The organism is Streptomyces cahuitamycinicus, assembly GCF_002891435.1.
GTDB lineage: Bacteria > Actinomycetota > Actinomycetes > Streptomycetales > Streptomycetaceae > Streptomyces > Streptomyces cahuitamycinicus.
In genome coordinates, this window is the sequence record NZ_POUC01000029.1 from 1 (window position 1) to 15,097 (window position 15,097).

At 70.5% G+C, this 15,097-nt stretch carries 10 protein-coding genes; 7 read left to right on the plus strand and 3 right to left on the minus strand.

What is annotated here, in order from left to right; all coding sequences use genetic code 11:
* Window positions 1–319: 319 nt before the first annotated feature.
* On the minus strand, window positions 320–1,213 hold the full coding sequence (locus C1J00_RS06560; protein WP_102908086.1) for a glycosyltransferase family 2 protein: 894 nt from the start codon (window positions 1,211–1,213) through the stop codon (window positions 320–322).
* 222 nt (window positions 1,214–1,435) lie between these two features.
* Between C1J00_RS06560 and C1J00_RS06565 the strand changes: the two genes are divergently transcribed.
* Complete coding sequence (locus C1J00_RS06565; RefSeq protein WP_102908087.1) at window positions 1,436–2,353, plus strand: AraC family transcriptional regulator; 918 nt, start codon at window positions 1,436–1,438, stop codon at window positions 2,351–2,353.
* A gap of 29 nt (window positions 2,354–2,382) precedes the next feature.
* On the opposite strand, the gene C1J00_RS06570 is transcribed toward C1J00_RS06565, so the two are convergent.
* The gene (locus C1J00_RS06570; RefSeq protein ID WP_102908088.1) at window positions 2,383–3,057 is read right to left on the minus strand and encodes a response regulator transcription factor; all 675 of its coding nucleotides are present in this window, start codon (window positions 3,055–3,057) and stop codon (window positions 2,383–2,385) included.
* Between the two features lie 24 nt (window positions 3,058–3,081).
* On the minus strand, window positions 3,082–4,353 hold the full coding sequence (locus tag C1J00_RS06575; RefSeq protein WP_102908089.1) for a sensor histidine kinase: 1,272 nt from the start codon (window positions 4,351–4,353) through the stop codon (window positions 3,082–3,084).
* A 516-nt stretch (window positions 4,354–4,869) separates the two neighbouring features.
* On the opposite strand from C1J00_RS06575, the gene C1J00_RS06580 reads away from it, so the two are divergent.
* From C1J00_RS06580 to C1J00_RS06605, 6 genes are all read left to right on the plus strand, one after another.
* On the plus strand, window positions 4,870–5,628 hold the full coding sequence (locus C1J00_RS06580) for an ABC transporter ATP-binding protein (protein ID WP_102908090.1): 759 nt from the start codon (window positions 4,870–4,872) through the stop codon (window positions 5,626–5,628).
* Window positions 5,622–8,123 (plus strand): ABC transporter permease, encoded by a 2,502-nt coding sequence (locus tag C1J00_RS06585; protein WP_102908091.1) that lies wholly within the window; start codon window positions 5,622–5,624, stop codon window positions 8,121–8,123. The genes C1J00_RS06580 and C1J00_RS06585 overlap by 7 nt, the downstream gene beginning before the upstream one ends.
* Window positions 8,124–8,437: 314 nt before the next feature.
* Window positions 8,438–8,860: a hypothetical protein gene (locus tag C1J00_RS06590; protein WP_180989439.1), complete on the plus strand. Its 423-nt coding sequence runs from the start codon at window positions 8,438–8,440 to the stop codon at window positions 8,858–8,860.
* Window positions 8,850–9,506, plus strand: coding sequence for a hypothetical protein (locus tag C1J00_RS06595; RefSeq protein ID WP_102908093.1), 657 nt, complete (start codon window positions 8,850–8,852; stop codon window positions 9,504–9,506). Before C1J00_RS06590 ends, C1J00_RS06595 begins: the two co-directional genes overlap by 11 nt.
* 2 nt (window positions 9,507–9,508) lie before the next feature.
* Complete coding sequence (locus tag C1J00_RS06600; RefSeq protein ID WP_102908094.1) at window positions 9,509–14,269, plus strand: putative T7SS-secreted protein; 4,761 nt, start codon at window positions 9,509–9,511, stop codon at window positions 14,267–14,269.
* The gene (locus C1J00_RS06605) at window positions 14,266–14,628 is read left to right on the plus strand and encodes a hypothetical protein (RefSeq protein ID WP_245936228.1); all 363 of its coding nucleotides are present in this window, start codon (window positions 14,266–14,268) and stop codon (window positions 14,626–14,628) included. The genes C1J00_RS06600 and C1J00_RS06605 overlap by 4 nt, the downstream gene beginning before the upstream one ends.
* Window positions 14,629–15,097 lie beyond the last annotated feature (469 nt).

Below are 15,097 nucleotides of genomic sequence, written 5' to 3' on the forward strand. Positions count from 1 at the left end.
CCCCCGGGGCGACGAATCTCCGCCACCTTGGTCTTCGCCCGCTCCGCCGGATTCCGCCGCTGCCCGGTCGTCGTCGACCTCGGTTCGGCGACTTCCAGCCGATCGGCAGACGACGCAACGGCGAACCGTTGGCCATATGTTAGCGATCCGTTGGCAAAGCCTGATGTGATCACTACATCGGATCTGGCCCGGCGGCGCGCGCGTCTGGACGCGCAACTCGGGGGAGTGTCGCCGCCGCGGCCGGGTCCCGGTCGGCGGAGGTGAACGGCCGGGGCCCACTCACCCTCTCCTGCGCCCTGCCGCCCCCGGCCGGTCGGCGTCAGATGACGGGCGGCCGTCCCAGCCGGGTGAGCCGCCACACCGTCCGCCACCGCATGGGCCGCCGCTCCCCCGCCGGCTCCCGCACTCCTTCCACGAATCCGCCGAACCAGGCACGCAGCCCGGCGCCCGACCGGTTCCGGGCGAGGGTGAGCAGCACCCACACACCCAGGTGGACGGGGACGAGCGCGAGCGGCAGCCGGCGGCGGGCCAGCCAGACCCGGTTGCGTGCGTTCACCCGGTAGTAGATGGCGTGCCGGGCGGGCGAGGTCTTCGGATGCCGGAGCAGCAGCTCCGGGGCGTACAGGATCCGCCAGCCGGCATCCGCCGCGCGCCACGCTAGGTCGGTCTCCTCGTGCGCGAAGAAGAACTCGGCGGGCCAGTCGCCGATCTCGTCGAGCATCGCCATCCGCAGGGCGTGCCCGCCACCCAGGAAGCCGGTGACGTAACCGCCCCGGAGGGGGTCCGAGTTGCCGACCCGGGGCACGTGCCGCTGCTGCGTCTCACCGAGCTCGTCGGCGATGCGGAAGCCGACGATGCCGAGCCGCTCGTCGGCGGCGTACAGATCCCGTACGCGGCGCAGCACGTCGGGGTCGACGAGCAGACCGTCGTCGTCCAGATCCACCACGACGTCGATGTCGCCGAACTCCCGCAGCCGGGTCAGGGCCGCGTTGCGCCCGCCGGGGCAGCCGAGGTTCTCGTCGAGCTCGACGGCGGTGACCTCGCCGGGCAGCGACAGCCGCCGGGCGAAGTCGGGCAGCGGGCAGCCGTTGCCGACGACGACGATCCGCTCGGGCGGAACGTCCTGCTTGGCCACGGACTCCAACAGGGCGTCGACCTCTGCGGGCCGGTTGCCCATCGTCACCACGGCGACGGCGATGCGGGGCGCCCCCATGTCCTCACCTCGTCCCGGTCGGCAACTGGCGGACTGACCGGCGATGCTAGCCGTTCAAGGCAGGGGCCCGGTGAGGACGCCTGCCGGACATCCGTTCGCCTACGCCCTTCAGCACGGACGGCATCCGGGCGGCACCCGACCGGAGCGGGCACAGGATGTCGGGTGCGGCGGGGCCCGCGCTGCCTAGCGTGAGAGCACGCACAAAAAGGAAGGGGACCGGACGTGCTGGACCGGCTCAACCAGGCGATGGACCGGATCGAACGGAACCTCCGCGACACCGTCGACGTAGCGGATCTGGCGCGTACGGCGTGCACCTCGGAGTACCACCTGCGCCGCATGTTCTCCGCCCTGGCCGGCATGCCTCTGTCGGAGTACATCCGCCGCCGCCGGCTGACGGTCGCGGGCGCCGAGGTGCTGTCGGGGGACGCGACGCTCCTGGAGATCGCGATCCGCTACGGCTACGGCTCCGGCGAGGCGTTCGCGCGGGCATTCCGCACGATGCACGGCGTGGGCCCGGGCGAGGCCCGGCGCACCGGCGCCGCGCTCGTCTCCCAGCCCCGGTTGGCCTTCCGCCTCACCGTCGAAGGGAACAGCAGCATGCACTACCGCGTCGTCGACCGCCCGGCCTTCACCGTCACGGGCTTCAAGACCCGGATCCCCCTGATCCACTCCGGCCCGAACCAGGCGATCATCGATTTCGTGCGCGGCCTGGACAAGTCCGCGAAGGAACGGTTGGAGAAACTGTCCGACCAGGAACCGCGGGACATCGTCGCGGTCTGCGACGACCTGGACCCGAGCCGCGCGGAGGGCACGGAACTCGACTACTACCACGCCGTGATCACCTCGGCACCGGCCTCGGCGCCGGTCTCGGCACCGGTCCCGACCCCGGCCCCGGCCCCGGTCCCAGAAGGCATCACCAGCCTGCCGGTCCCGCCCGGCACCTGGGCGGTCTTCACCACCTCGGGGCCCGCCCCGCAGGCCATCCAGGAACTCTGGCGCGACGTATACACCGAGTGGTTCCCGTCCAACCCGTACCGCACCCGCCCCGGCCCGGAGATCCTCCGCACCCGCCTGTCCGACGACGGCACCGAGGCGGACGCCGAGCTGTGGCTGCCGGTGGAGCGGGAATCCACCCGCTGAAACCCGCCAGAACCTCACCTCCAGCACACCTAGGGGGCCTGGGCGGTGTCCACTCCGGGCCGGCCGCGCAGATACGCGAGGACCGCGAGGACCCGGCGGTTGGTCGTGTCGTCGAGGGAGAGGTCGAGCTTGGTGAGGATGGAGCCGAAGTGCTTGCTGACGGTGCCCTCGCTCACCACCATGGCCGCGGCGATCGACGCGTTGGACTTGCCCTCCGCCATCAGCGCGAGCACCTCCTGCTCCCGAGCGGTGAGCCGGGCCAGCGGGTCCCGCCGGTGCCTGATCAGCTGGCGCACCACCTCGGGGTCGACGACGGTGCCGCCCTCCGCGACCCGGTGCACCGCGTCGACGAACTCCTCGACGTGGCCGATCCGTTCCTTGAGGAGATAGCCCACCCCGGTGCCGTCGGAGGAGTCGAGCAGGTCCTCGGCGTAGGACCGCTGGATGTACTGGCTGAGGACCAGGATCGGCAGTCCGGGCCGCCGGCGGCGCAGGGCGATGGCGGCACGCAGGCCCTCGTCGGAGAAGCCGGGCGGCATCCGTACGTCGGTCACCACGATGTCGGGTTCGTGCGCTGCGACCGCCTCGGTGAGCTCGTCCGCGTCACCCACGGCGGCGACCACCCGGTGCCCGAAGCGCTCCATGAGGCCGACGAGTCCTTCGCGGAGCAGGACACTGTCCTCGGCCAGCACGATGCGCAGCATCAGTTCCTCAATCACGCTGTCGAATCAGGCAGTTGAGCAGGGTACCAGCAGGCGGAACACGGTGGGCCCGCCGGGCGGACTGGACACCTGCAGGCGGCCGTCGAGTACCGAGACACGGTCGGCGACGCCCTGCAGACCCGTCCCCCGCCCGGTGTCCGCGCCGCCGTGACCGTCGTCCTCGACCTCCACGGCCAGCTGCCCCTCGTCCAGGCCGCCGCGCACCACGGCCCTGCTCGCGCCGCTGTGCTTGGCGACGTTGGCGAGGGCCTCGCTGACCGCGAAGTACACGGCCGTCTCGATCGCCTCCGGGGGCCGGACCGGCAGGTCGAGGTCCACGTCGACGGGGATCGTCGAGCGGTCCGCGAGGTCCTCCACGGCCGCCACCAGGCCCCGGTCGGTGAGGACCTGGGGGTGGATGCCGCGGATCAGCTCCCTGATCTCGACGAGGGCGGTGGCCGCCTCGTCCTGCGCCTTGGCGAGCACCGGGCCGAGCGGGCCGTCCGCCGCGTCGAGGCGGGCCAGGCCGAGCGTCATGGACAGGGCGACGAGCCGCTGCTGCGCCCCGTCGTGCAGATCGCGCTCGATGCGGCGCCGCTCCGCCTCGAAAGCGTCCACGAGCCGGACCCGGGAGCGGCCCAGCTCCTTGATCTTCGAGTTCAGTTCGCCGGTCGGCGAGGCCAGCAGGAAGCGGGTCAGGGCGGCCCGGCCCGCGGCGATCGCGCCGAGCGGGTAGGAGAAGACGGGCAGCAGCAGCAGCCCGGCGAGCGCCGCCCCGAGCGCCCCGGGCCGGCTGTCCACGATCCACATCTTGAGGACCCGTGCCTCCTCGCCGTCGACCGCCAGCATCACCGGCGTCGCGAGCAGCCCGCCGCACACGAGGAGGACGGAGCCCACGACCAGCGCCTCGAGGGGCCACAGCAGGAAGCCGAAGAGCACCGCGTAGCCCAGCTCGCGCCAGGTGGCGCGTTCCTGGAGCCGGGTGCGCAGCCAGGCGGTGAGGCCGGTGTGGTCGGGTTCACGGTGCGGATCGGCGAGCGGCTCGCTGTCGATCAGACGCAGCCGGCGGCGCTCGACCGAGGCCAGCGGCACCCCGGTGAGGACGAGGACGAGCAGCAGCGGAAGGCCGACGACGACCACGGTGAGCACGCTGCCCGCGACGGCGAGCAGCACGAGCGTGAGCAGGGTGATGAGGCCGAGGATCGCACTGCTGAGCAGGTACAGCGCCGCGCGCCAGGGCCAGCCGCTGCGGACGTAGCGGCGCAGGTGCAGCCGGGTCCAGATCGTCGGGGGGTGCATGGGCCGCACGTTACGAGACCTCTGCGACCCGGACCACCCAGCTGGCTCCACCATCGGGATGGGCGCCGGCTACCGGCCATGACGGGGCCCGGCTCCGATGTGCAGGGCGCCCCCGCGCGGTCGGCTGGAAGAACTCCGAACGACGGGGCGGCGACGCAGTGGGAGGACCGAAAGGGTGGGGAGGCAGGAACACTTGGCGGCTGTGCCCGCGTGGCTGACGCTGCTGATCGCCTTCCTGCTTCCCATGGCGGCTCGCCCCGCTATTGCGCGGCGATGCACACCGTCGGCACCTACAGCGCCCGGGCGCTGCTGCTCGGCGTCTCGGCCTGTCCCTGTTCGGGGGCCTGCTGTGGGCGCCCAGTTGCCCTTTCCACGCCGGGTGCAGCCACCAGATGCAGCCATCGAGTGCCGCTACGGGGTGCAGCCGTCGTGCACAGGAGGGTGGAGCTACCTCCACCCCCAAGATTCCGTCCCGCTGCGATGTCACCGTCGCGCGGGCCCGATTGAGTGGACACCATGAATCAAGCAGCCGTCCGGCTCCGCTCCGTGACCCGGTCCTACGGGACAGGCGACAACGCGGTCACCGCCCTCGACCAGGTCAGCCTCGACATCCCGCGGGGTACCTTCACCACCGTCATGGGCCCCTCAGGCTCCGGCAAGTCGACTCTGTTGCAGTGCACGGCGGGGCTCGACCGGCCGACCGGGGGCCAGGTCTTCCTGGGGGACACCGATCTGACCCGGCTGAGGGAGAAGAAGCTGACGCTGCTGCGCCGGCGGCGCATCGGGTTCGTCTTCCAGGCATTCAACCTGCTGCCCGCGCTGACCGCCGAGCAGAACGTCGGGCTGCCGCTGCGGCTCGCGGGCCGCCGCCCCCGGCGGTCCGAGGTCCTGAACGTCCTGGAGAAGGTCGGGCTGCGGGAGCGCGCCGGGCACCGGCCCAGCGAGATGTCGGGCGGCCAGCAGCAGCGGGTGGCGCTCGCCCGCGCCCTGGTCACCCAGCCGGAGGTGCTGTTCGGTGACGAGCCGACGGGCGCCCTGGACTCCACCACGAGCCGCGAGGTGCTGACGCTGCTGCGGGCGATGGTCGACCGCGGCCAGACGGTGATCATGGTGACGCACGACCCGGTCGCCGCCTCCTACGCGGACCGGGTGCTCTTCCTCGCCGACGGCACGGTCCAGGGCGAGCTGTACACGCCGACGGCGGAGCAGGTCGCCCAGCGGATGACCGCTCTGAGCGCCGTCCCTTCGAAGGCCTCGGCGGTGGCGTCGTGCTGAGTCTCGCGCTGCGCGGGATGCGCACCCGCTGGGTCACGTTCGTCGGTTCGTTCGTCGCGCTCGCGCTCGGCGTCGGCCTCATCGCCACCACGGGCCTCGCGCTCGCGGCGACGTTCGACGCGCCGGAGCGGGGCACCGAACGGTTCGCCGAGGCGCGGGTCGTGGTGCAGGGCACGGACGAGGTGAAGGCCGACACCCCGATCGGGGTGCGGACATCGACGCTGACCAACCCCCGTGCGGTGCCCGAGGATCTGGCGGGCAAGCTGGCCACGGTGGGCCCCGTCGCCGAGGACCGTACGTTCCCGGTGTCGGTGCCGGACGCGGACCGGCGGGTCGGCGCTGACACCGCGCTCGTGGGCCACTCGTGGGCCATCGCCGCGGCCACCCCGTACCGGCTCACCTCCGGACGCGCCCCCACATCGCCCGGCGAGGTCGTCGTCACGACCGGGCCCGGCGCGCAGGTGCGCGCCGGGGACCGGATCCAGGTCGTCACGCCCGAGGGCGCCGGCACCCGCACCGTGGTCGGCACGGTGCCGGCGGCCGGTTTCGAGTCGGCGGTGTTCTTCCCCGCCGCTGAGGCCGCGCGCCTGTCCCCGCGGATCGACCGGGTGACGGTGGACGCCGACCCGGCCGCCGTCCGCGCGGCGCTCGGCACCGGCTCGGGCATGACCGTCCTCGCCGGCGAGGACCGGCGGCGCGCCGACCCCGACCCGGACCGCGACAAGGAGGCCCTGGTCTCCGTGAACGCCCTGCTCGGCACCGCGGCCGGCATCACCGCGTTCGTGTCGGTGTTCGTGGTCGCCTCGACGTTCACCTTCGCGGTGGCGCAGCGCAGGCGGGAGTTCGGACTCCTGCGGATGGCGGGCGCGACCCCCGGTCAGGTACGGCGCATGGTCTACGCGGAGGCCCTGGTGATCGGGTTGCTCGCATCGGCCGCGGGGTGCTGGCTGGGTCGCTGGGCCGCGCCGCGGCTCGCCTCGTGGATGTCGGGACAGGGCATCGCCCCGACCTGGTTCCGGATCGGTGAGCAGGCCTGGCCGCTCCATGTCGCCTTCTGGACCGGCCTGACGGTGGCCCTGTGCGGTGTCGTCGTGGCGTCCTTCCGCGCGGGCCGGACCGGACCGACGGCGGCGCTGCGGGAGTCCGCCGTCGACAGCGGCACGATGCCGTGGAGCCGCCTCCTGGTGGCCGCCGCCGTGCTGCTCACGGGCCTCGGCCTGCTCGTCATGGCGCTGGTGGAGAACCCCGGCGACGTGCTGAAGCGCAAGACGTACATCACCCAGCCGATGCTGCTCATCGTGGCGATCGCCCTGCTCGCGCCGGTTCTGGTGCGGCCACTGACCCGGCTGCTGACCTGGCTGCCCGCCCGGCTGCCGGGCGCTGTGGGCATGCTGGCGCGGGAGAACGCGGCGGCCGGGGTGCGCCGGACGGCGGCCGTGGCCGCGCCGGTCATCATCACCGTGGCGCTCGCCTGCTCCCTGATGGGCACGACCGCCACCATCAACGAGGCCAAGGCCGCCGAGGCCCGCACCCAGACGCGGGCGGACTACGTGGTCTCGGCGGGCGACGCGGGACGGGCGCTGCCCGCCGGGTTCGTCCGGGCGGCCCGTGCCGTCCCCGGCGCCACGGTCAGCACGTCCCGCTCCACCGGGGTGACCGTCCTGGAGGAGGGCACCGCCCTCGTCCGCTCCGAGGCCCGCGCCGTCGACAGCGGCACGGACCTGTCCGTGGTGTCCCAGCTTCCCGTCGTGGCGGGGAAACTGGCCGACCTCGACGACGACAGCATCGTCGTCAACGAGGAATGGCTGACCACCCGCGTCGGCGACCGGGTGCCCGTCTGGCTGGGCGACGGCCGCAAGGCGAACCTCAGGATCGCCGCGGTCCTCGGGGTCGGCACCGGCAACAACGGCGTGTACCTCACCGCACGCAACGCCGCCGGCGCGGGCGTCGACCGCGTCGACATCAAGGTCGCCGCCGACGCCGACCGGGCCGCCGTCGACCGGCGACTGCGCGCGGCGGGCGAGGCGAGCGGCGTCGAGGTGCTCGGCGCCGGGCAGTGGATCGACGGGCACTACCCGCGCTCCAGCGAGTCCACCCGGCTCGGCCTGCTGATGATCCTGGCCATCGCCCTGGTCTACACGGGCATCGCACTGGCCAACACGCTGGTCATGGCCACCACGGACCGGGTCCGCGACCTCGCCGCGCTGCGCCTGACGGGCGCGACGAAGCCCCAGGTGCTGCGCCTGGTCGCCGTCGAGTCGGTGATGGTCGTGGTGGTCGGCGCGGTGCTCGGCGCCGCCGTCTCGGCGGTGAACCTGCTCGGCATCCGCACCGCCCTCGGCCTGCTCGACGTGCCCTCCGCGATCGTCGTGCCCTGGTCCACGGTGGGCGCGGTGATCGCCGCGAGCATCCTCCTCGCGGTTCTCGCGGCCACCCTGCCCGCGTCGTTCGCCCTGCACACCCGGCCGGTGGAGCTGGCGGGCATGCGCGAGTAGTCCCGGCTCAGGCGTACCGCCCGATCCCTACGAGACCGAGAGACACAGCGAGCAGGCACGACCTCGCGGTGGCGGGCGTGGAGATCGCCGTCAACCTGGCTCGAGTTTCCAGAGGAAGCATCTTCAGCCTTGCCGGTCACAACCACCCCGGCTGCCGTCGGTGGTGGAATTCCAGTCTCAACAGGGCCTTGCCGGGGGGCGAACGGAGGTCGGGAACCATTCGACCCCGAGCTGAAACCTTCACGAGAACCGGCCCTGCCCTGCCGTGCGTCTTGATCTACGGTGCTTTCAGTGATCCAGGACGGGGAGAGGCCGTGGGGCAGACCGGGACAGCGCTCGCGGAGCGAATCGCCGAGCGGAGAAGGGGAGTCGGTGATCCTCGTGCGCTGGTCGGTGAGATGCGGCGCTCGGTTCTCCTGGTGCCCACGGCCGGTGGGGGCCTCTGGTCGGCGCGGTCGGGAGGGGTGCGGTGGATCTGCGGGTTCACCGACGAGGCCGCTCTGGCCCGGTTCGCCCTGCTGCACGCATCCGGTGATCAGCCCATGGACTACGCGACGCTGTTGGGCGCGCGCATCGTCGACGAGGTCGTGCCGTCCTTGGGCGAGCCCGCCGGCCTGGCCGTCGACATCGCCACCGACGACGGGTCGATGTTCTTCCCACCGGTCGTCGGCATCGTCGCGGACGGCGTCGCCGTCGACTTCGGCGAGGCGGAGGAGGGGTGCGGCCATGGGCGCTGACGGGACCGATCTGCAGTTCGACAAGGCGTCTGTCGCGAAGTTCACGCAGGGCGTGGGCGCGACCATCGACGGGCTCGGTGATCTGGGCGGCGCCACCGGTTCGGTGCTGGGCAAGGGTTTTTCGGAGCTGGCGATGACCGGGATGGAGGCCGGGCACCACGGGCTCTCGGTCGACTTCGAGGACTTCTGCGAGCGTTGGGAGTGGGGTGTGCGCGCCCTGGTGGGCGACGCCAGCGCGCTCGCGGACCGCCTCGGGCTGGCGGCGGGCACCCAGTGGGAGCACGACCAGTACGTCGAGGGCACGCTGAAGGTGGGCGTCAACTCCGTGATGGGCGGCAACCCGCATGCCACCGAGGAGGAGATCACCCAGCAGAGCTGGGGCGACGTCGTCACGCCGGACTACCTGAACCCGGACTGGAGCGCGGAGTCGTTCGACAAGGCGGGTGAGGACATCGAGCAGACGTGGAAGGACACCGGCCGCACGGTTCTCACCGAGGGCGAGGGCGGCCGGCGGTCGCAGGCGATCATCGACGCGTCGGGGGTCTCCGAGGACCAGTGGAACCAGGCGCTGGACAACACGTTCGGGCCCTCGCCCGAGGAACGCGCCCAGCAGGCGCAGCAGCAGGGTGAGTCCGGGGGGAACTGACGGTGGGTGTAGGCGACTTTCTCAGTGACATCACGCCCGACTCGGTCGAGAACGCGGTCGAGGACGGTGTCGAATGGGCGGGCAACCGGGTCGAGGACGCCGGCAAGTGGACCGCCGACCGGCTGCAGGACGTCGGCTGGGAGTCCGGTGCCGACTGGGTGCGCGAGCAGTCCCGTTCGGTCGCCAACCGCATGGGCGCCGAGGTCGACGAGATGGACCTCGGGCAGACCGAGGACAAGGCCAAGCTGATCTACGGCAGCCCAAGCAAGATCGCTGCCACCGCCGACAGACTCCGGGCCTTCCAGACGGCCTTCGATGACGCCGGTGACGGTCTCAAGGGCCTGGACTCCTCCCGGCTCATGGGCGAGACGGCCCAAGCGCTGCGCACCGCGGTGAGCACCCAACCGCCCAAGTGGTACGCCGCCGCCGACGCCTGCGCGAAGGCGCTCGGCGCGCTCGACGCGTACGCCGGCACGGTCACCTGGGCGCAGGCACAGGCGCAGACGGCGATCGACAAGTGGAAGGAGGGTGTCAAGGCCTCCGAGGACGCCGCGGACGCCCACCGCAAGAAGGTCGACGGCTACAACACCGCCGTCGACCGCTACAACGCCCAGCCCGCCGACAAGCGCGATCCGTCCTCGCTCCCGCCCAGGCCCGCGGCGACGTTCGAGGACCCCGGCAAGAAGCTGATGCAGGAGGCGCAGGACATCCTCGCCGAGGCCCGCAAGCAGCGGAACGCGGCGGCGGAGACGGCGCGCACCGCGGTCCGCGCCGCCCGCGACATGGCCCCGCAGAAGCCCTCCTATGCCGAGCAACTGATCGGCGGACTCCAGGAGTTCCAGATCTTGGGCGACCATGTCGGCGGCGGCATCATCAAGGGCACGGCGGGCATCCTCAACTTCGTCCGCAGCGTCAACCCCGTCGATCCGTACAACCTCACGCATCCGGCCGAGTACGCCACATCCCTCAACAGCCTGGCCGCCGGGCTGATCGTCGCCGCCAACGACCCGGTCGGCACCGGCAAGCAGATGGTCAGCGACTTCATGAAGGACCCGGCCGAGGGTTTCGGCAGGCTGATTCCCGACCTCGCGCTGACCGCCGCCACCGGTGGCGGCGGTGCCGCGGTGAAGGGCATCCGCATCGCCGAGGAGGCCGCCGACGCCGCACGGATGCGCAGGCTGGTCGACGACGCCCCCGACGGCACCCATAACCGCCCCGACGGCGAGCGCACCACCGACGGCACCGACCCCGTCGACCTCGCCTCCGGCCGGATGTTCCTGCCCCAGACCGATGTCGAACTGCCCGGCATCCTGCCGCTGGTCTTCACCCGCCGCACCGAGTCCGGCTGCACGGCCGGCCGCTTCCTCGGCCCCTCCTGGACCTCCACCGTCGACGAACATCTGCGCATCGACGCCATCGGCGTGCTCCACGTCACCGCCGACGGGCTCCTGATCCCCTACCCGCACCCGGCACCCGGCGCCCCCACCATCCCGTCATCGGGCAGATCCCGCACCCTGCTGGCCCGCGACGCCGACGGCGACTACACCGTCACCGACCCCGACAGCGGCCTGATCTCCCACTTCACCGCCCCGCCCGGCAGCGAACCCGGCGGCGACGGAACCGCCTGGCTGACATCCGAAACCGACCGCAACGGCCACACCATCACCATCGACCGCACCGACGACGGCCTGCCCCTGGCCCTCGTCCACTCGGCCGGTCACCAGGTGAAGCTGGCCACCGCCGACGGCCGGATCACCACACTCTCCCTGGCCGGCGCCGGCGAGGGCGGCACGGACCTGCCCCTGATCAACTACGGCTACCAGGACGGCAACCTCACCACCGTCACCAAACCCTCCGGCGCCACCACCACCTTCCTCTACGACGACCGACGCCGCGTCATCGCCTGGATCGACTCCAACAACAGCCGCTACGACTACATCTACGACGACCACGACCGCGTCATCGCCGAAGGCGGCGAAGCAGGCCACGTCCAGATCACCCTCACCTACACCGAACCCGACCCCGAAACCGGCCACCGCACCACCACACTCACCACCGCCGACGGACACACCACCCGCCACCTCATCGACCACCGCTGCCGAGTGATCGCCACCACCGACCCCCTCGGCCACACCACCCGCTACGCCTACGACACCCACGGCAACCTCCTGACCCGCACCGACCCATTGGGCCGCAGCACCGTCTACACCTACGACGAAGAGGGCCAAGTTGTGTCGGCCACCCGTCCCGACGGGAGCGTGCTGCGCACGGTGCGCGGCCCGTTCGGCCTGCCGGTGGAGGTGATCGGTCCGGACGGGCACCGCACGACCTACGCATACGACGAGCGCGGCAACCGCACGTCGGTCACCGAGTCGGCCGGACACACAACGCACTACGGGTACGACCAGCACGGCCGCCTGATCTCCGTCTCCGACGCCCTCGGCGCTACGACTCGGAGGGTCTGCGACGCGGCGGGCCTGCCGGCGGAGGTCACCGACCCGGCCGGTGGAGCCACCCGGCTGGAACGCGACGCCCTCGGCAGAGTCATACACATCACCGACCCGGTCGGCGGAGTCACTCGCTTCGTCTGGGACGTAGACGGCAATCTCGTTGGCCGAACCGCCCCGGACGGCGCCACCGAGTCATGGACCTACGACGGCGAAGGCAACTGCCTCACCCACACCGATCCGGCCGGAGGAGTGACCCGTTTCGAGTACACCCACTTCGATCTCCTCGCTGCCCGCATCCAACCGGACGGCTCCCGCTACCAATTCGAGCACGACGCCGACCTGCGTCTGACCCGGGTAACCAACCCCCAGGGCCTCACCTGGAGCTATGAGTACGACCCGGCGAGCCGCCTTGTATCGGAAACCGACTTCGACGGCAGAACCCTCAGCTACCGTCTCGATGCCGCAGGGCAATTGGTCTCCCGGACCGACGCCCTCGGCAGTGTCCTCGCCCTGGATCACGACCAGCTCGGCCGCATGATCAGGAAGGACGCCGGAGGCAGGACCACCACCTACGCGTACGACGCGTCGGGACGCCTCTTGCAGGCATCCGGCCCGGACTGCGACCTGATCCGCCAGTACGACCGACGTGGCCTGCTCAAGACCGAACTCGTCGACGGCCGCGCCGTCACCTACATGCACGACGCACTCGGCCGCCGGACTCGACGGGTGACCCCGACCGGCCATGTCACCACGTACAACTATGACGTGGCAGGCCGCCTCGACCTGATGGCCGTGAGTGGCCATCAGCTCGGCTTCACCCATGACGCCGCAGACCGTGAACTGTCCCGTTCCTACGGCGACACGATGACTCTGTCATCCGTCCGGGACGAAGTCGGCAGGCTTTCCGCCCAGCACTTCACGGCCGGTGGACAGACCCTGAACAGCCGTACGTACACCTACCGTGCCGACGGTCACCTCACCTCCGTGATCGATCAGTTGTCCGGCACGCGGTCGTTCGAACTCGACAACGTCGGCCGTGTCACCACCGTCAAGGCCCACGGGTGGACCGAACGCTACACCTACGACGTCGTCGGCAATCAGACCGAAGCCTCCTGGCCCTCAACCCATCCGGGCCACGAGGCAACCGGCCCTCGCACGTTCACTGGCACGAAGATCAACCGTGCCGGCGACAGCCGCTTCGAACACGACCGTCTCGGGCGCGTAACCCTCAAACAGCGGACCCGTCTGTCCCGCAAGCCGCAGACCTGGCGTTACGCATGGGACTCCGAGAGCCGCCTCACCTCGGTCGTCACGCCGGACGGCGCTCTCTGGAAGTACCGTTACGACCCACTTGGCCGCCGCATCGCCAAGCAGCTTCTCGCGGAAGACAGTGAGACCGTCCTGGAGGAAACCCGTTTCACCTGGGACGGCATGGTCCTGTGCGAACAGGCGACCGTCTCCCATGACGTGCCGGACATCGTCGCACTCACCTGGGACCATCGCGGCTCGATTCCCCTCACCCAGACCGAACGCATCCTCTCCCGCGACGCCAGTCAGCGGGAGATCGACCGCCGCTTCTTCGCCATCGTCACGGACCTCGTCGGCACTCCGACCGAACTGGTCGCCGAGAACGGGGACATCGCCTGGCACACCCGGTCCACCCTCTGGGGCACCACCGCCTGGCACCGGAGCAGCACCGCCTACACCCCCCTCCGCTTTCCCGGCCAGTATCACGACCCTGAAACCGGATTCCACTACAACCTCTTCCGGCACTACGACCCCACCACGGCCCGCTATCTCACCCCGGATCCGCTCGGACTCGCTCCCGCGCCCAACCCGGCCGCCTACGTCCACAATCCGCACACCTGGTCGGACCCACTGGGCCTTTCTCCCTATCAAGATCGGGGAAGAAATGCGGAGATCGATCCCCGAAAGCTCGACTACCTGTTCAACAAGGACATCAAGCCAGATTCGCATAACTCACCGAGGGCGCTTCAGAACGAACTGCAACTCCACCGGATCGGCATACCGGACACGCCAGAGATGCGGCAATACGTCACCGATCACCTGGCTCATAGCGCCCAACAGCCGTTCGGGCGCACATTCAACAAGGAGTGGCCCGGCGGAAGCGGTGAATTCGGCGTGACCGAATCGGTCCTCTACGGCCCGCACGGAGCACTTGGTGTCGAGAGCACCTGGCAGATCCTGCCGGACGGCGGGCATAGACTCTCCACAGTCATCTTCCGCGGCAGTGGCCCGAATGTAAGCATTCACGGCAGTCTGGACCACTGGCCGCCGTACAGTGGAAAGTGAAGGCGGACGTGTACCGAGAGTTCATCACCCCTGACGACGAAGAGGTCTACGAGGCCCTCGGAGAATGGCCGGATTCAGACGAGAGCGGCGCACGGGTTCTCACCGTGCAGGACAATCGGGGGCAATCTCTTATTTTTTCCTACGATGCATTGGCGAGGTCGGTGAGGATCCGCTGGATGAACGAGCAGGGAATCGAAATGCTGGATTTCTTCCGTGAATCTGCAACTCGCCTTTCCTGCACCTCAGGTCAATCCTCAAAGCACATTTCCATCGATTTCCACACGGGCGAATGCATGGGGACCATGGAAATTCAGGTGACCCCCCACCTTTCGGTACGCGACCGCCTCCTGTTCCAATAGGAGGCAGGCAGGTCTGCCGTCGCGCATGAGAGCACGTTGGTCGACGGTCTGGTCAGCGACGCGCTGCGGCTGCTCGGGCACCTGGCCTTGGTCGTCGGCCAGGACATGGAGCCGGCGGAGGACTCCGACGGGTGGAGACGTGGTTACGCCAGCGCAGAGCCATCGCGATCAACAGGTAGCGGTACGGGCGGCAGACATGGGGGCAAAGAAAGCGTCCGGCAAGCGCAAGAGCGGCGGGAAGAAGGACAGCGTCCAGGGCAGGGACAACGCGCCCGTAGCAGTTTCGCGGGGGCGTCGTTCGAGCGCAGTCAGGTGCTCGGTAGCGGGACACAGGTCACGAAGATCAATGTGCAGGCGTACGCGGCGGTGCCGACCGCTCTGAACTCTCTGCCGGGGTTGCCGCAGGAGTTCACCGGCCGTGATGAAGAGGTCGCCAAGATCGTGCCCATGCTCCATCCCGGGAGCGGTT